Raw genomic sequence first — 16,045 nt, 5'->3', positions numbered from 1 at the left:
TCGTTCGAATGGCTCGAGCCTTCGCCTCCGCGGCCCTCCTCGGCCTCGCCGCCCTGCTCGCGGGCTGCGGCGGCGAGGGCGAGACGCAGGACCTCCTGACGCCCGCGCCGCCGCAGCCGAAATTCGATTATCCGCTCGACGACGTCCTGCGGCTGCATCACCTGCAGACGAAATCGACACACAACAGCTACCACGTCGAGACCGAGGGCAACACCGTCGGCGATTGGCGCTACACGCACGCGCCGCTCGACGTGCAGCTCGGCGCGCAGGGCGTGCGGCACGTCGAGCTCGACCTGCGGTACGATTTCGCGCTCGAAGCGTTCGAGGTGTATCACCTGCCCGTCCTCGACGAGCAGACGACGTGCAGGAAGTTCACGGATTGCCTCGTCGTCCTGAAGAAATGGTCCGACGCGCACCGGGCGCACCACCCGATCGTCGTGCAGGTCGAGATCAAGGACGCCGTGCCGCCCGACGAGGCGGGGGCGGAGGCATATTTCGCCGCCCTCCACGCGGAGATCCGCAGCGTTTGGCCGGACGATCGTCTCCTCGTGCCGGACGAGGTGCAGGGCGAGGCGGCGACGCTGCGGGAGGCGGTCCTTTCGAAGGGGTGGCCGACGCTCGGGGAGGTCCGCGGGCGTCTCCTCTTCACGCTGGACGACTCCGGCGACAAACGGAGGGCGTACACAAAGGACCATACGAGCCTCGAAGGCCGGATCCTCTTCGCGGACGCGTCGCCCTCGGATCCGTGGGCCGCGATCGCGGTGATCAACGACCCCGTGGGCGGCGCCTCCGCCATCGCCTCCGCGCTCGCCGCGAACATGCTCGTGCGCACGCGCGCCGACGGGAACGCGGGCGAGGTCCTCGAGACGGGAAGCACGATCCAGCGCGAGGCCGCGATCTCGAGCGGCGCGCAGTTCGTCACGACGGACTTCCCCGCGAAGGTGCCGGAGGCCGAGTACTGGGTCGAGATCCCGGGCGGCACGCCCTCGCGATGTAACCCCGTGACCGCGCCGATGGAGTGCAGCGCCGAGGCGATCGAGGATCCCGCGTTCGTCGGCCCTTGAGTCTGGTCGACGATGGGGGCTCCGCTCGGGCGAGCCGAGCTATGCCCCCAAACCCCCTAGCGCTCCTCGATCGACGCCACGATCCTCTCCTCGAGGTCGCTCCACCCCACGGGCCGCATGTCTTTGCGCGTGTAGCCGCGCAGCATGAGCTCGCGCGCGCCCACGGCGAGGAAGTAGGTGCGCAGCACGAAGGGGTCACCGTCGATCTTCAGCTCGTGCTCGACGACCACGGCCCTCCGCTCGCCGGCCGTCACGATCCGCGCCTTCTCGAGCTGCACCGACTTCGCGGGTCCGCCCTCGTCCGCCATCGCGCGGGTCCCTTCGAGGAAGACGTCGAGCTCGCCGGGCTCGACGGGCCTCTCCAGCGGCCACGCGCGGATCTCCACGAACACGGGCGTCGCGTCGAGGCCGCCGTACGTGAAGACGTGCATCTCGCCCTGGTTCTCCGTCTCGGCCGCGGCCATCTTCACGACCGACGCGGGGACCTCCACGGACAAACCCACGCCGGCGAGCGCCGTGCGCTTCATCGCGGGCGGCTTCTGCATCGTCCACGGGCCGCCGAGCCGGATGCCCGCGCCGATCGAGGCGAGCATCGCGGCGCCCACGACCACCGCGACGATCGTGAGCAGGGGGCGCGGCGAGGGCTCGGCGTCGCTGTCGCCTGCGCGCTCTTCGAGCGGCTTGAGCCCACGGCCGAGGACGAGCGCCGTGACCACGAAGCCCACGACACCTCCGCCGAAGTGCGCGAGGTAGTCGACGCCCGGGAAGAAGCTGATGAGCACGTTCGGGACGAGCGGCCGCCACGCGTTTTGCTTCAGCCGCGTGATGAAGAGCGGCGGCAAGACGCCACGCGGGAAGAGCACGATCGCGAGCACGGCCGTCATCAGGCCCCAGATCGCGCCCGACGCGCCGACGCTCCACGTCTTGCCGATCAGCGTCGTGGCGAGCGCGCCGCCGAGGCCCGAGAGGCCGTAGAGCACGAGGAAGCGCCGCGACCCGAGGACCGGCTCGAGCATCACGCCGAGGCTGCCGAGCGCGACCATGTTCATCACGAAATGCGCCACGCCCCCGTGCAAGAAGGCCGAGGCGAAGATGCGCCAAACCTCGCCGCCGCGCACCGCGTGCCCGCTCGTCGCGCCGATCGACACGATGGCCGGCGTGTACCCGCCCATCTGCTTGGCCCAGGCGAGCCCGAGCAAGCCGACGACGGCGCACACGGCGATGAGCCCGATCGTCACGGGCGTCTTGCCCCGCAGCCGCGAGGCCGCGCGCCGATCCTGCTGCGCCAGCATGCGCCCCTTCACGAGCGCCTCCTGGATTCGCTCCGGCGCGGGCGGCTCCGTCACGCGGATCTGCTCGGCCGCGCGTTCGAGCAGCGGCAGCTTCGACCCGCTCACGTGCGCGAGCCGGCTCGCGTCGTCGACGTGGTGAAACCCGATCTGCGCCCCCTTGGCTTGCGACGCCGCGCGGCGCAGCGCGTCCACGATCCCGACGCCGCCGCCGACGGCGACGACGTGCGTGGGCACCGGCGACTGTTTTGCGGACGGCACGATCTGCGCGAGCAACTTCGGCAGGTGCGAGAGCGCGTCGCGATCACGCGTGGGCAACAGAAGAATTTGCGGCGGCGCGCTCGTCGTCACCACGTGCGAGGCGACGGGCCCGTGCTGGATGAGGCAGCTCTCCGGATCTTCCGTGAAGATCGCGCCGAGCAGCCTGTCCCGGCGGACCACGCTCGGGTCTGTCGCGAGCTCCACGTCCTCGATCCTCTCTTCGGGCCTCATGCGCCGGGGCAGACTTGCAGCGCTTCTCCCGCCCTGCAACGTGGCTTTACGCGTGCGGTCTCGGCGAGGGCTCGGGTAGGATGGGGTCCGTCATGCCCGACTGGCTCAAGAACCTCTTGCCGATCCTGCTCCTGCTCGCGGCGATCGCCGTGGTCGTCAGCCGCTTGCCCAAGATCGACCTCGGCCACTCCGAGGCCTTCAAGCGTCGGCGTTTCTTGAACTGGTTCCCCCTCGGGCTGACGTACGCGCTCCTCTACTTCGGCCGCTACAACCTCTCGGCGAACGCGTCGCTGATGGACAAGATCGGGCTCCTGACGAAGCAGGAGTACGGCGACATCGCCGGCATCGGCTCCATCCTTTACGGCGTGGCCTTCCTCTTGAACGGCCCGCTCACGGATCGATGGGGCGGGCGGGCGACGATCCTCATCGCGGCGGGCGGCTCGGCCCTCATGAACGCCCTGCTCGGCGTGGTCGCGATGCGCGCCCAGGCTGGCCAGATGACGCACGCGTCCGTCGTCACCGCGTTCACCGTCCTCTTCTCCGCCAACATGTATTTCCAGAGCTTCGGCGCGGTCTCGATCGTCAAGGTCAACGCGCCCTGGTTCCACGTGCGCGAGCGCGGCGTGCTCGGCGGCGTGTTCGGGATCCTGATCTCGCTCGGCCTCTACTTCGCCTACGACTGGAGCCGGTTCATCGCGAAGGCCATGGGCATGACGTCGGCGTTCATGATCCCCGCGGGCCTGCTCGTCCTGGCCTTCGTGGTCTGCGCCGCCATCATCCGCGATACGCCCGGACAAGCGGGTCATGTCGATTTCGACACGGCCGACGCCTCGAGCGGCGACACGGGCGGGCGGGCCACGCTCGTCGACGTCGTGCGGAAGATGTTCTCGCAGAAGGTCATCTGGATCATCATCGCGATCGAGTTCTGCAGCGGGTTTCTGCGGAACGCCGTCATGCAGTGGTACCTCGTCTTCGCGGACAAGACGGGCGTCAAGGACGGGTTCGTCTCGGCGAACTGGGGCGTCTTGCTTTGCGTGGCCGGGATCCTCGGCGGCATCTTCGCGGGGCTCATTTCGGACCACGTCTTCGACTCGCGCCGCGGCCCGGTCGCCTCGGTCCTTTATGCGGGCCTGCTCGTGGGCGTGGTGGTCACGTTTTTCGCGCTCGGCGGCAGCGTCACGGGCTGGGCCGTGGTCTTCATGTCGCTCTGCGTGATCGGCGTGCACGGGATGCTCTCCGGCACCGCGAGCATGGACTTCGGCGGCAAGAAAAACGCCGGCGTGGCCACGGGTATCATCGACGGGTTCGTGTATCTCGGCACGGGCTTCCAATCGCTCCTTTATGCCCGCATCCTGCCCGAGGGCGAGGCCGCGAAGGACCCGGCGAACTGGAAACAATGGCCGCTCGCCATGCTCCCGGTCGCCGCCGTGGGCCTGCTCTTCGCGACGCGCGTCTGGAACGCGAAGCCCAAGGCCGCCGCGGCCCCCGCGGACCTCGAAAAAAAAGCCGAGAGCAAGCCGGAAGCCGCGGCGGCTTGAGCGGAACCTGAGCGGTACACGTCCCGGTGGGCGGGTAGACACGGCCCTCGCGGCCAGATCCCCGCAAAAAACCCGGCATTCTGCGCGAACGGAGCCCGGCACGGATCCTGATGGGACGGCGCCCGGAGGCTTCGTCATGCGTCTCGGTTCCGCGCTCGCGGCTCTTCTGCTCGTCGTGTCCGTCGCCGGTTGCTCCAAGCGAGAGGCCCTCGTCAAGATCCCCAGCCTGGAGGCGCCCGTCGCGCTGTCGCCTGCGCCCGTCCCCGCCCCGGCGGCGCCGCCTGCCGAAAAAGCCCCCGCCATGCCGGGCGAGATCGATCCCGGCCTCTTTTCGCAGGTGATCGTCGAGAATGGGAAGACCTACGTCGTGCTGCACCCCGACCCGGACGTCACGCGCTGGGGCCGCGGCGCGCCGATCCTCGTCTCGGACGACTTCCCTGTCATCACGCGCCGCGAGATCGAGCCGAGCGCGCTGCCGGCCTCGCTCGTTCGGCGCACCGGAACGCCCGTCCGCCTGTATGGCCCCAGGGGTCCCGTTTGCGAGGGCAAGCTCGGCCCGCTCGTTTTGATCGCCCGCGTCGAGCCGGACGACGGCGTTCGCCGGCAATGGAAGGGTGAGGATTACGACGGGACGCCCCTCCCGCCCGCGACGCCGGAGACGATCGCCGAGGAGGCCTGGGCCTCGGCCGAGGGGGGTCGCTCGCTCGTGGCGGAGATCGAAGAGGTTCAGGGGCATTGCAAGGACGCGCAGTTCGCCCGCGACCGGGATCTCTCGGTATTGCGGCCCGTCCCGGTCGAGGACGCGCCCGCGGCGCTCGTGCAGCGCGCCGTCGCCGAGATGCAGGACCTCGCGGGGTATGCGGAGATCGACGACCTCTACCAGAGCTCGGGCATTCAGACGCCCGGCGTCCCCTGGGAAACGCACGACGGCGCGGCCCCCACGGTAAAGGTCTTTTCGGGCGAAGCGGGCACGTTCGTGTGGCTCGACGCCGAGGCCGGCGCGGTCTGCAGCGAGTTTCGCGGGAAACTCACGGCGCTCTGGAAGCTCGAGGGGTCGAGCTCCAAAAACGCTCGATTCGTGAAGCTCTACGAGGGCGCGGACGATTTCTCGCCGAGCACCCTGGTCCACCTCGATCGGGACGGGTCGCCCTCGTTGCTCGGCTACCAATCGGTCCTTCGCAAAGGCCCGAACGGCTTTTTGGTGCGCAGCGTCCTCGCCCCCACGTTCTTCTGCCCCTGCTGACGAAAGCCTCCCCACGGCCCGCCCCCGGCTCGTCAGCATCGCGACGGCCCCCCTCGTCAAGACCGTAACGATCCCCCGCCTCGGCCCTCGCGCCTCGCGCTGTTTTGGCGGAAAATCCCGTGGATCCGGGCTACTTCGGGCGCGGTATGGATCCTGCCTCGTCGCGCTCGGTCCTCCTCCCCCGTCGTTGACGCCGGGGGCCAGGTGTGAGACGCACCCGAGTCCCTCGGGGCGTCGACATCGGCGGCGGGGGCGCTCGGCAGATCGTGGAGAAGCACGGATGAAGCATCGTCTCGGGATCGTCTTTGCCCTCGGCGTGGGGCTCTTGGGGCACGGCGCGGCGCTGGCGCAGCAGCCGGCGCCGGCTGCGGACGCGGATCAGGCCGATCCGAACGCGCCTCCCGCATCCCCCCCTGCGCCGCCCCCCTCCCCGAACCCGGACGCGCCGCCGACCCCGCCTCCGCCGGGGGATCCGGCCGAGTCGCCCGAGGCTCCGCCGCCCGTCACGCTCCCGCCCTACCTCACGGGCAACACCACGACCCCGCTCAACCCGCCGCCTCCGCCGCCCGTACCGGGTGGTAATGGCACGCTCACGCCGCCCGGACCGGGCGCGGACGCGGGCGTGACGCCGAATACGCTGCCGGCGCGCGTGCGTTGGCGCGGGTCGAACCTCAACTGGGGTACGAATGCCACGACGACGGCGCTCGGGATTGGCCGCGACAACATCAGCAGCTCGCACGAGCACGTCTCGATGGGCTTCGGCCTCACGCTGAACTACTTCATCCTCGAGCCGAAGCTCGCGGACGGCTCGCCGCGCGGGTATTCGCTCCGCGTGCAGACGGCGCCCGGCTTCGACGTCGAGCTGACGAACAGCGACACCACGACGACGAAGCGCGAGCCGCTCTTTCGCGATCTGCCCGTTCAGGCCATTTTCGCGAAGCCGCTCTGGAGGAGCGCGGACGAGGAATGGGGCGTCAGCATGGCGGCGAACGGCACCGTCCTTTTGCCGACGTCCAAGCTCTCGCACGACCGCGGGGTGTACCTGACGACCTCGCCGCGCGTCTCGATCTTCGCGATCGTGCCATTGCGGGGCAAGAAGGCGGATTTCCTGAAGAACGTCTTCGTCGGCACGAGCTTGCGCTGGGATCACCAGTTCACGCGGGCGACGGTCCCGACGAACCCGGACATCCAGCTTCCGAGGCAGACGCTCCAGGGCACCATGACGATGTCGGACCAGCTCACGGGTGGCTCGGTCGACACGAACCGGCTGGCGACCGGCGCGTTCCTCTTCTTCGACGAGAAGCTCTTTGGCAAGACGTTCTGGCTCTTCTTGAGCGGCGGCCTGCAGTACTCGCTCCTCAACCAGCCGCAGACGAGCGGCTGCGTGAAGATCACCACGGGTTGCGTGGAGCCGACCCGCGTCGAGAGCCCCACGACGACGCGATACACGACGAGCTTCGGCATCGGCATCAATTACTTCCCCGCCTCGGAGTGGGGTTTCTCGATCGATTACGGCAACGCCAACACGCAGATCGGCCTCGACGGCAAGCGGCGAAACCCGTTTTACAGCCCCGAAGCCACGCTCAGCGCGGGCCTGATCCTCTCGATCGACGCCATCTACGAGCGCCTGACCGGCCCGGCGCGTGACGAGCCGTTCATCGTCTTCGGTAGCAACAAGAAGACCCGCGGCGTGCCGCAGGCCGCCCAGCGCGAGATCTTGTTCTAGTCGCGGTTTCTTGGCCCGTCCCCCGGCCCTCTGGCATGGGGGACGTGCCGATGACCGCCGCGCTCGCCGAGAAGCCGACCCCCACGCCTCCGCCCTCCGCCGTTCCGTCCTCGCGCCGGAAGCAGCGCGCGAGCCGCCGTTTGCCCTGCAAGCTCGGCCCGTACACGCTCTTCGAGCGGATCGGTTATGGCGGCATGGCCAACGTCTACCTGGCCCGCCAGAAGACCGAGCTCGGCGCGTATCGCCTTTGCGTCATCAAGGAGGTCCTGCCCGAGCTCGCGCACGATACGCGCATGGCCGAGATGCTCGCGGAGGAGGCGCGGATCACGAGCCTGTTTCGCCACACGAACGTGGCCCTCGTCCACGACCTCGGCCGCGACGGTGACAGCCTTTACCTCGCGATGGAATACGTCGAGGGCTACGACCTGCGCGAGCTCCTGCGCCGCGCCGCCGCGGCGAAGGTGCCCTTCCCGGTCGCGTATTCGCTCTTGCTCGTCGGCGACGTCCTGCGGGGCCTCGATTACGCGCATCGAATGAAGGACGAGCGCGGCGCGCCGCTCGGGATCGTGCACCGCGACGTCTCGCCATCGAACGTGCTCGTGAGCTTCGAGGGGACGGTGAAGCTCTGCGATTTCGGCATCGCGCGGGCCGGCGCGCCGGGCGGCGTGGAGACGGCGCTCCAGGGCAAAGCCGGGTACATGAGCCCGGAGCAGGCGCGGGGCGAGGCGCTCGGGGCGAGCTCGGACGTGTTCGCGGTCGGCATCATCCTGTGGGAGCTGCTCGCCGGCCGGAGGCTCTACAAGGCGCGGCAGGGCGAATCGCTGCTCGACGCCTCGCGCCGGGCCGAGATCCCGGAGCTGCCGAGCCGAGGTTTGCCCGAGGAGCAGGAGCTCTTCGGGATCGTGCGGCGCGCGCTCGCCCAGGACAAGGACGAGCGATACCCCACGGCCGCGGCGATGCTGCGCGACCTCGAGGTGTACGCGGCGAAGACGAGGATGCTCGCGAGCTCGATCCAGTTCGGCGCGTGGCTCACGCAGCATTTCGGCAAGGAAGTGCTCTCCGAGCGGAGGGCGCGGCAGCGCGCGATCGAGGCGATCGAGCGCGGCCCCGTCGCGGTGATCACGCCGATCGGCAAGCGCGCGCGGCCGGCGAACGGTAATGCGGCCAAGACAAACACGAACCACACGCCCACGCCGCCCACGCAGCGGGTCGTGCCGCGCCCCGAGGAGAAGGCGCCCGCGCCGGAGAGCGGCGTGCGGCAGGCGAGGTCGGAGGGCCCGGCGGAGCGGGAGAGGCGCCTCGCGAAGAAGCGGCGCCGCGCGTTGAAATCGCAAGGCGAAGGCAAAGCGCCGATGAAGGTCGCGCCGCGCGAGGCGTCCGAGGGCGGGTATGCCGGGGCGATCTTGCTGCTCGCCGCGGCGATGGTGGCGGGGCTCGTGATGCTGCAGCTCACGGCGGGCGGCTGAAAAGGCTCAATCGTCGTCGTCGCGTCCGCCCGTCCTCCCGGGTGCACGACCCTCGAAAACCTGATACCTCTCCGGGCAACCATGCCCCTGCTCTGCGAGGTCGCCGTCCCCGTCCCGCTCGCTCGGGCCTTCTCCTACGAGGTCCCGCCCGCGCTCGCCGCTTCGGTTCGTCCGGGCGCGCGGGTGCTCGTCGAGTTCGGCCGAAAGAAGGTCCTCGGCGTGGTCCTCGCGACCTCCGAGGGCGACGCGCCCGAGGGCGTGCGGCTCAAGCCCATCACGGCGGTCGTTGATCCCGAGCCCGTCCTGCCGGGGGAGCTGCTCTCGTTTTTGCGGGAGCTCTCGTCGTATTATTTCGCGCCGATCGGCGAGGTCCTCCGGCTCGCGTTGCCGGCCGTCGAGCGCGAGGACGTGCGCGCGCTCGAGGCGCAAGGCGAGCTCCCGGGCACGCTCTCGCGCGTCAAGCAGGTGGGCGGGCGCAAGATCGCGTATGCGCGGCCCACGGACGCCGTGGAGGAGCCGGGGGTCTTGCGCGGGCAAGCCGCGTCGGCGCTGGCGCTGCTCCGGGCGAACGGGGAGATGCCGATCGCCCGGCTCGAGGAGAAATTCGGTAATGCCCGGGCCGCCGTGAAGAAGCTCGCGTCGCTGGGGCTCGTGGTCGTGGAGGAGCGGGAGCCGCCGCGCGACGCGTTCTTCGCGCGGCCCGAGCCGAAGGACGAGCCGCCGGCATTGAACGAGGCGCAGGCGGCGGCCGAGGCGCGGATCGAGGGAGCGCTCTCGGAGGCGAAGCCGGCCGCATTTCTTCTTTTTGGCGTGACCGGGTCCGGAAAGACCGAGGTGTATCTGCGCGCCATCGCGGGGTGCCTCGCGCGGGGGCGGGGCGCGATCGTGATGGTGCCGGAGATCGCGCTCACGCCGCAGCTCGTGTCGCGCTTCCGGGCGCGGTTCGGCGATGACCTCGCGGTCTTGCACAGCGGTTTGTCGGAGTCGGATCGGCACGCGATGTGGAAGCGCGTGCGGACGGGGGCCGTGCGCGTGGCGATCGGGGCGCGCTCGGCGATCTTCGCGCCCGTCACGAACCTCGGGCTCGTCCTCGTGGACGAGGAGCACGACGGCTCGTTCAAGCAGGAGGAGGGCGTGCGGTATCACGCCCGCGACATGGCCTTGTTGCGGGCGCACCGCGCCTCGGCCGTGGCGGTGCTCGGGTCGGCGACGCCGTCGCTCGAATCGGTGCAGCTCGCTCGTCAGGGAAAACTCGTCGAATTACGCCTGCCCGACCGCGCGCACCGGGAGGCGACGTTGCCCGAGGTGACGACGGTCGATCTGCGGCGGATCGGGCCGGGGCCGACGGGGAACAAGCTCGTCTCGTTGCCGCTCCACCGCGCGCTCGAAAAGTCGCTCGCCGCGGGGGAGCAGGCGATCCTGTTCCTCAATCGACGCGGCTTCGCGCCGAGCGTCGTGTGCGAGTCGTGCGGGCACGTGGCGACGTGCCTCTCGTGCTCGGTGGCGCTCACGTTCCACCGGGCGCGGGGCGGGCGCATGCGGTGCCATTATTGCGACTGGGAGGGGCCGATGCCCGCGGCGTGCGCGGAGTGCAAGGCGCCCTCGCTCGCGCTCGAGGGGCTCGGGACCGAGCGGCTCGAGGAGACCATCGCGGAGGCCTTCCCCGCGGCGCGCGTGGCGCGGCTCGACCGGGACGTCGCCGACGGCGCGAAGGCCGAGGCGATCCTCGCGAAGATGCGGGCGGGCGAGATCGACGTGCTCGTGGGCACGCAAATGGTCACGAAGGGGCACGACCTCGGCAATGTGACGCTCGTCGGCGTGCTCAACGCGGACGCGGCGCTGTCATTGCCGGATTTTCGCGCCTCCGAGCGTGGGTTCCAGCTCCTCGTGCAGGTCGCGGGGCGCGCCGGGAGGCGCGATCGCCCTGGCCGCGTGATCATTCAAACGCGAAACCCCGCGCAGCCGGCCGTGCAATTCGCGATGCGGCACGACGTGAGCGCCTTTCTGGAGCACGAGCTCGCCGATCGGGCCGAGGTCGGATATCCGCCCTTTTCGCGGCTGTCGCTCTTCCGGGTCGACGCGCTCGACGAGGACGTGGCGCGGCGCGCGGCGGGCGTGATCGCGGCGCACGCGAAGACCTCGCCCGAGGGACAATCACGCGTCGTCGAGGTGCTCGGCCCCGCGGCGGCGCCGCTCGCGCGGCTGCGCGGCCGGTATCGATTCCGCGTCCTTTTGCGCTCCAAGGATCGGCGCGCCCTCCGGGCGGCGACCCAGGTGGCGGCCGCGGCGATCCCGGAGATCGATCGGCGGGTGCGGGTCGTGGTGGACATGGATCCCGTGGCGATGTTGTGAGGCCGCGCGCCCGGAGCGAGGGCGAGCGAGCGTCCATGGAATCCAGCCTCGGGCGAAATTACAGTTCGTTCGTGCTCAAAAGATCGTTTCCAAACGCGGGCGCTCGACCTATAAACGCGCGCTCATGTCGCCCCCTTCGATTGCCGCCGCGCTCGTCTCGCTGCTCACCCGGCGTGACGCCATCCTGGAAGAGGCCGGCCGGGACCTGGAAGAGCGCGTCGGGCGCGGAGCGGCGGGCGCGCCCGTTTCGAGCCTCGCGCCGCTCGTGGACGGGATCCTTCGCCCACCTCCGGACGGCGACCCGGAGGCCCTCGCCGCGGCCCTGCTCGAGCATCTGGAGCGCGCAGAGACCCCGCTCGACGGCGCGCTCGTCTTGCTCGGCGCCGTCCGTCGCGCCCTCGTCCGCCACGCCCTCGCGTCGAGCGAACCTTCGGGCGGCGGAGCGGCGGCGTCCTTCGTCGAGGAGGTCATCGAGCGCGTCGCCACGTCCCTCGCGAGGCAATCGGCCGCGGCCCTCGCGGAGGCGCGCCGCGCGGCGGATCACGCGGAGAGGCACCACGAATGGTTCTACAGCCGCCTGCCGGCGATCATGCATTCGATCGACGCGCAGGGGCGGCTCTCCGCGGTGAACGACCGATGGGTCGAGGCGATGGGGTACACGGCGGACGAGGTGCTCGGGCGGCGCTCGTCGGAGTTCTTGACGTCGGAATCCTCGAAATATGCCCGTGAGGTCGTATTGCCGGAGTTCTTCAAGACCGGTCGATGCGACAACATCCTTTATCAGTTCGTCCGCAAGGACGGCTCGGTGATGGACGTGATGCTCTCGGCGATCGCCGATCGGGACGAGCACGGCAATACGGTTCGTTCGCAGGCGGTCTTGACGGACGTGACGGAGCAGCTCGCGGCCGAGCGCGCGGCGCAGGCGGCTGCGGCGCAGGAGGAGACGATCCGCGCGCAACGCGAGATGCTCCGGGCGATCTCCACGCCGCTCGTGCCGCTCGGCGACGGCGTCCTCTTGATGCCGCTCGTGGGGACCGTGGACCACGCGCGGGCCGAGCAAATGATGGCGACGCTGCTCGACGGCGTGGTGACCCACGCGGCCGAGGTCGCCATTCTCGACGTGACGGGCGTGCCGTCGGTGGACGCGTCCGTCGCGGAGGCGCTCGTGAGCGCGACGAAAGCGGTGGGCCTGCTCGGCGCGCGGGTGGTGCTCACGGGCCTCTCGCCCTCGGCGGCCCGGGCGCTCGTGGACCTCGACCTCGGGCTCGGCGGGATCACGACGAAAGCGACGTTGCGAGATGGATTGGCGGCGGCGCGGAAGATCGCGCGCCGCTAGGGGACATTTCAGCGCTTCGAGGGCTTCATCTTCGCCGGGTCGACGGCGACGTCGCGCTTGAGCTTTCCGAATCGAATGACGCTCAGATCGCCGCTCTGCTCCTCGATCGTGACCTCCTTGATCGTCCAGAGCTCGAGGCCGAGGCGCATTTCGAGGCGCTTGACGTGTTTCTTCACGTCCTCGGCGCGGGGCACGGCCCGGAGCGTGATGCCGTCTTTTTTGCTGGGGACCGTGAGCTCGTAGCGGGCGCGGAGCTGCTGGAGGTCGCCGCCCATCAGGATCAAGAGATCGCCGAGCACCGCGGCGAACCGGCCCGCGGCGGCCTTGCCGACGCTCGCCGCGCCGCGCGGGGTCGCGAAGGAAAAACCCTCGGGGCCGACCCAGTAGGTGACCGCGTCGGGGGGCAAGAGCTCCCAGCGCAATCGATCGGGCCGGACCAGGCTCATCTCGCCGGCGCTCTTCACGGCCGTGGCGAGCAGGCCGATCGTCCGCTCCTGCTCGAAGGGGCCGACGAGCGTCTTCAGATCCGCGCGGGCCTTCGTGATCTGGGCGAGGACCTCGGAGACCTCGTCGGCGTACGCCTCGGAGGCCAACGTCGAGGGGAGGAGGAGCGCGCCCGAGGCGGCGAGGGCATTTCGGAAGAAATCACGTCGATCCATCAGAGCTCTCCATGATGCGGCATTCCCGCTTTTTCCCACGCCTCGTAGGCCGGGGACCGATGCAGCGGGTCCTCGGGGAGGGTGACGATGGGCTCGTCGTCTCTGGGTTCGTAGCTCGATCCGAGGAGCCGGGCGAGGTCGAAGCGCACGAAGCGGCCGAGCAGGTGGGGGCCTTCGCTGACCCAGAGGACACGCGCCGTGGTGTCCATGACGACGGCGTGTGTGGCGATGAGCGCGTCGAGCGCGCGGCGGTGGCCGATCGGGAGCTCCACGTCGCCGAGGCCCTTTTTGTCGCGCAAGACGCCCACCACGCGTTCGACGGACGCGCCGGGCGGGAGATTCGCGAGCAGCTCGTCGAGGCGCGCGCGGCGGGGGCGGGTGGAGGTCTTCTCCTCGACGCGGCGGTTCGCGGGATCGCCGGCGAGCGGGCCTTCGAGGTGGTTCGTGAGGGGGACCTTGCCGCGTCCACGACGGACGTGGATCGGATGGCCCGGGGCGCGCTCGACGATGGCGACGTCGCCCTTCGCGTCGGTGAGCATGATCATGTGCGAGACCATGGGGGCGCGATCGCGGAGGAGCTCGACGGCCTCTTCGGTGGTGCGGGCGCGGGCGAGCAGATCGCGCGTCGTGTGGACGACGGGCTCGCCGACGGGGCGCGGATCGCTCGCGCGGGCGCCGTGGACGACGAGCGCGAGGCCCTCGGCGTTCATGCCGCTGACGGCGCCGACGAGGCCGGGCCAGGCGACGGAGGCATAAGGAATACGGCCCTGTTCGCGGACGAGGAAGACGGCCTTGCCGGTGTCGAAGATGCTGCCGGCCTCGAAATCGAAATTGCGGGCGAGCACGGTGTGCCCGTCCTCGAAGGCGCCGTCGCCGAGGGCGAAGCTCGTGCAGCCGATGAGGGGCGAATGCTCGAAGGAGAGGGCGATGTCGTAAAGGGAATGCAAAAAGACGAAGCGATGGTAGGTCGAGAGGAAATCGTCGTAAGGGTCGGGCGAGAAGGCGCGGGCCTGGGCGGCGATCTCGCGGCGGCGCTCGTCCTGCATTCCCTGGTCGACGTGGCGGAACTCGAGGCGGCTCAGGTCGACGAGCAGCCAGCGGAGCGGCGGGACGGGGACATAATGGCGGAACTGGTCGTAGAGGGTGCCCTCGTTCTCCACCATTTCGGGGTAGAGCAGGCGCGAATGCTGGTGGCCGATCTCCTCGGGGGTGCCCGCGAGGCGCACCTCGAGGATCGCGCCGCGCTTGCGGGCATACGCGGGGCCGAGGACGCGCAGGCCGGGGCGCGCCTCGGCGGCGTCGCCGGACGTCGCGGCGATGGCAGGGGGCTCGATGCGCGTGCCGAGGAGAACGCCGAAATGGGCGAGCGTGGGGACGACGACGAGGAGGACGAACACCACGACGAGGCGCCGTCTCCAGCGCGCGCGGGGCCTCTCGGCGGGCTTCTTCGGGCCTTCTTCGGTCACGGCGTGGCGGGGGTGATGCGCGACTCGGCGAGGGTGCCGAGGACACGAAAGACGATGCGGGCCGGGTCGCGCACGCTGTGGAAATGGGTGACGCGCTCGTGCTCGGGCGGATAGACGACGTCCATGGGGACCTCGACGATGCGGACGCCGGCGGCGACGGCGCGGAGGATGATCTCGGCCTCGAACGCATAACCGTCGTCGCGTGCGCCGAGCGAGAGGGTCGTCTGGAGGGGATACCGGCGCAGCCCGCATTGCGTGTCGGCGAGCGGGCGGCCGCTGAAGAGCGAGAGGAAGAAGTTCGAGATGCGGTTCGACATCTGGTTCGCGCGCGGGGCGCCGGCCTTGACGAGGTCGCGCACGCCGAGGACGAGGGCGCGCGGGTCGGGGTCGCAGAAGGCGATGCGGCGCGCCTCGGCCGGCGGATGCTGGGCGTCGGCGTCGAGCGTGACCGCGACGTCGAAGCCGCGGCGCAAGGCGTGGCTCATGCCGGTGCGCAGCGCGGCGCCCTTGCCACGATTGTTGGGGTGGGAGAGGACCTCGGCGCCGGCTTTGCGGGCGAGCTCGGCGCTGCCGTCGGTCGAGCCGTCGTCGACGACGAAGACCGCGTCGGGCTCGGGCCAGAGGGCCCGCGTCGCGCGGACGACCTCGGCGACGGTGCGAGAGGCTTGATAAGCAGGGATGATCGCGCAAGGACGCATCGGTTCGAGAACCGTTACCACGGCGAGGGCGCGCAGGGGAGGCGCGCGCGACGCGGGCGTGCGCGGCGTGGACGTTCGAGGTAGCCTCGGGCCGATGGAAGACTTCGATCCCGAGGCGATGCGCGTGCTGCGTTACCGCGCGAAGGGCGTGCTCAGGCAGCGGATGCGGGCGCTGCGGAACTCGATCCCACGCGAGTCGCTCGCCGAGCGGTCGGCGAAGATATGCGCGGGGCTCCTGTCGCGGCCGGAGCTCTCGGGCGCGCGCGCGGTCGCGCTCTTCTGGCCGATCCTGAAGCGGGGCGAGGTGGACCTCCGGCCGCTCGCCGCGGACCTGCGGGCGCGGGGCGTGGTCGTGGCATTTCCTGCGATCGACCCGGCGACGAAGGTGATGACGTTCCGGATCCCGGCCGATCCTGCGGCGATGGAGGAGCACGGGCTCGGGTTTCAGGAGCCATTGCCGTCGGAGCCGGAGGTGGGCGCGGTCGACGTGGTGGTGGTGCCGGCGCTCGGCGTGGACGGGGAGGGCAACCGGCTCGGTTATGGGGCGGGGTATTACGACCGCACCTTGCCGCGATTCTGCCCGCCGGCGGTGGCGATCGGCGTGGTGTACGATTTTCAGGTGCTGTCGGAGGTGCCGGCGACCGAGGGGGACGTGCCGCTGCCGGTCGTGGTCACGGACGAACGGGTGATCGAGGTGTGAGGCCGGGCCGTCTCCG

Annotated in this window: 12 protein-coding genes; 8 read left to right on the top strand and 4 right to left on the bottom strand. The window is 70.3% G+C overall.

Annotated elements, in window-relative coordinates; translation table 11 throughout:
* The first annotated feature begins 8 nt into the window (after positions 1 to 8).
* Positions 9 to 1,064 carry a Ca2+-dependent phosphoinositide-specific phospholipase C gene (locus GF068_RS20405; RefSeq protein WP_153821071.1) on the top strand — a complete coding sequence of 352 codons (1,056 nt, stop codon included), beginning with the start codon at positions 9 to 11 and terminating at the stop codon, positions 1,062 to 1,064.
* Between the two features lie 56 nt (positions 1,065 to 1,120).
* On the opposite strand, the gene GF068_RS20400 is transcribed toward GF068_RS20405, so the two are convergent.
* Positions 1,121 to 2,845, bottom strand: a complete 1,725-nt coding sequence (locus tag GF068_RS20400) for a rhomboid family intramembrane serine protease (RefSeq protein WP_153821070.1) — start codon at positions 2,843 to 2,845, stop codon at positions 1,121 to 1,123.
* A gap of 92 nt (positions 2,846 to 2,937) precedes the next feature.
* Between GF068_RS20400 and GF068_RS20395 the strand changes: the two genes are divergently transcribed.
* The 6 genes from GF068_RS20395 to GF068_RS20370 all read left to right on the top strand — a co-directional run bounded on the left by GF068_RS20395 (position 2,938) and on the right by GF068_RS20370 (position 12,506).
* Positions 2,938 to 4,383 (top strand): MFS transporter, encoded by a 1,446-nt coding sequence (locus tag GF068_RS20395; protein WP_153821069.1) that lies wholly within the window; start codon positions 2,938 to 2,940, stop codon positions 4,381 to 4,383.
* Positions 4,384 to 4,519: 136 nt separating this feature from the next.
* Positions 4,520 to 5,626 (top strand): hypothetical protein, encoded by a 1,107-nt coding sequence (locus GF068_RS20390; protein ID WP_153821068.1) that lies wholly within the window; start codon positions 4,520 to 4,522, stop codon positions 5,624 to 5,626.
* Positions 5,627 to 5,906: 280 nt separating this feature from the next.
* Positions 5,907 to 7,352 carry a hypothetical protein gene (locus GF068_RS20385; protein WP_153821067.1) on the top strand — a complete coding sequence of 482 codons (1,446 nt, stop codon included), beginning with the start codon at positions 5,907 to 5,909 and terminating at the stop codon, positions 7,350 to 7,352.
* A 50-nt stretch (positions 7,353 to 7,402) separates the two neighbouring features.
* The gene (locus tag GF068_RS20380; RefSeq protein WP_170319588.1) at positions 7,403 to 8,818 is read left to right on the top strand and encodes a serine/threonine-protein kinase; all 1,416 of its coding nucleotides are present in this window, start codon (positions 7,403 to 7,405) and stop codon (positions 8,816 to 8,818) included.
* Positions 8,819 to 8,899: 81 nt separating this feature from the next.
* Positions 8,900 to 11,170: a replication restart helicase PriA gene (priA, locus tag GF068_RS20375; RefSeq protein ID WP_153821065.1), complete on the top strand. Its 2,271-nt coding sequence runs from the start codon at positions 8,900 to 8,902 to the stop codon at positions 11,168 to 11,170.
* Positions 11,171 to 11,294: 124 nt separating this feature from the next.
* Entirely contained in the window at positions 11,295 to 12,506 is a 1,212-nt protein-coding gene (locus GF068_RS20370; protein ID WP_153821064.1) for a PAS domain S-box protein, read from the top strand.
* 8 nt (positions 12,507 to 12,514) lie between these two features.
* Here GF068_RS20370 and GF068_RS20365 read toward each other — a convergent pair whose 3' ends face one another.
* Genes GF068_RS20365 through GF068_RS45225 form a run of 3 tightly spaced genes read right to left on the bottom strand, consistent with a single transcriptional unit; the run spans position 12,515 to position 15,329 of the window.
* Positions 12,515 to 13,165 carry a LolA family protein gene (locus GF068_RS20365; RefSeq protein ID WP_153821063.1) on the bottom strand — a complete coding sequence of 217 codons (651 nt, stop codon included), beginning with the start codon at positions 13,163 to 13,165 and terminating at the stop codon, positions 12,515 to 12,517.
* Positions 13,165 to 14,631, bottom strand: a complete 1,467-nt coding sequence (locus GF068_RS20360; protein ID WP_338046484.1) for a C45 family autoproteolytic acyltransferase/hydrolase — start codon at positions 14,629 to 14,631, stop codon at positions 13,165 to 13,167. Before GF068_RS20360 ends, GF068_RS20365 begins: the two co-directional genes overlap by 1 nt.
* Complete coding sequence (locus GF068_RS45225) at positions 14,628 to 15,329, bottom strand: glycosyltransferase family 2 protein (protein ID WP_153821061.1); 702 nt, start codon at positions 15,327 to 15,329, stop codon at positions 14,628 to 14,630. The genes GF068_RS20360 and GF068_RS45225 overlap by 4 nt, the downstream gene beginning before the upstream one ends.
* Before the next feature lie 94 nt (positions 15,330 to 15,423).
* Between GF068_RS45225 and GF068_RS20350 the strand changes: the two genes are divergently transcribed.
* Complete coding sequence (locus tag GF068_RS20350) at positions 15,424 to 16,029, top strand: 5-formyltetrahydrofolate cyclo-ligase (protein WP_240807059.1); 606 nt, start codon at positions 15,424 to 15,426, stop codon at positions 16,027 to 16,029.
* Positions 16,030 to 16,045 lie beyond the last annotated feature (16 nt).

The sequence above is a fragment of the Polyangium spumosum genome (genome assembly GCF_009649845.1).
Lineage (GTDB): Bacteria > Myxococcota_A > Polyangia > Polyangiales > Polyangiaceae > Polyangium > Polyangium spumosum.
Note: the sequence above shows the minus strand (reverse complement) of the source record. Positions and strands in the feature narration are given on the sequence as shown.

Excerpts from the sequence above, each read along its gene's own strand:
- GF068_RS20370 (WP_153821064.1), top strand. The coding sequence starts at position 11,295 with ATGTCGCCCCCTTCGATTGCCGCCGCGCTCGTCTCGCTGCTCACCCGG.
- GF068_RS20385 (WP_153821067.1), top strand. The coding sequence starts at position 5,907 with ATGAAGCATCGTCTCGGGATCGTCTTTGCCCTCGGCGTGGGGCTCTTG.
- GF068_RS45225 (WP_153821061.1), bottom strand. The coding sequence starts at position 15,329 with ATGCGTCCTTGCGCGATCATCCCTGCTTATCAAGCCTCTCGCACCGTC.
- GF068_RS20405 (WP_153821071.1), top strand. The coding sequence starts at position 9 with ATGGCTCGAGCCTTCGCCTCCGCGGCCCTCCTCGGCCTCGCCGCCCTG.
- GF068_RS20350 (WP_240807059.1), top strand. The coding sequence starts at position 15,424 with ATGGAAGACTTCGATCCCGAGGCGATGCGCGTGCTGCGTTACCGCGCG.
- GF068_RS20400 (WP_153821070.1), bottom strand. The coding sequence starts at position 2,845 with ATGAGGCCCGAAGAGAGGATCGAGGACGTGGAGCTCGCGACAGACCCG.
- priA (WP_153821065.1), top strand. The coding sequence starts at position 8,900 with ATGCCCCTGCTCTGCGAGGTCGCCGTCCCCGTCCCGCTCGCTCGGGCC.
- GF068_RS20380 (WP_170319588.1), top strand. The coding sequence starts at position 7,403 with ATGACCGCCGCGCTCGCCGAGAAGCCGACCCCCACGCCTCCGCCCTCC.
- GF068_RS20365 (WP_153821063.1), bottom strand. The coding sequence starts at position 13,165 with ATGGATCGACGTGATTTCTTCCGAAATGCCCTCGCCGCCTCGGGCGCG.
- GF068_RS20390 (WP_153821068.1), top strand. The coding sequence starts at position 4,520 with ATGCGTCTCGGTTCCGCGCTCGCGGCTCTTCTGCTCGTCGTGTCCGTC.
- GF068_RS20395 (WP_153821069.1), top strand. The coding sequence starts at position 2,938 with ATGCCCGACTGGCTCAAGAACCTCTTGCCGATCCTGCTCCTGCTCGCG.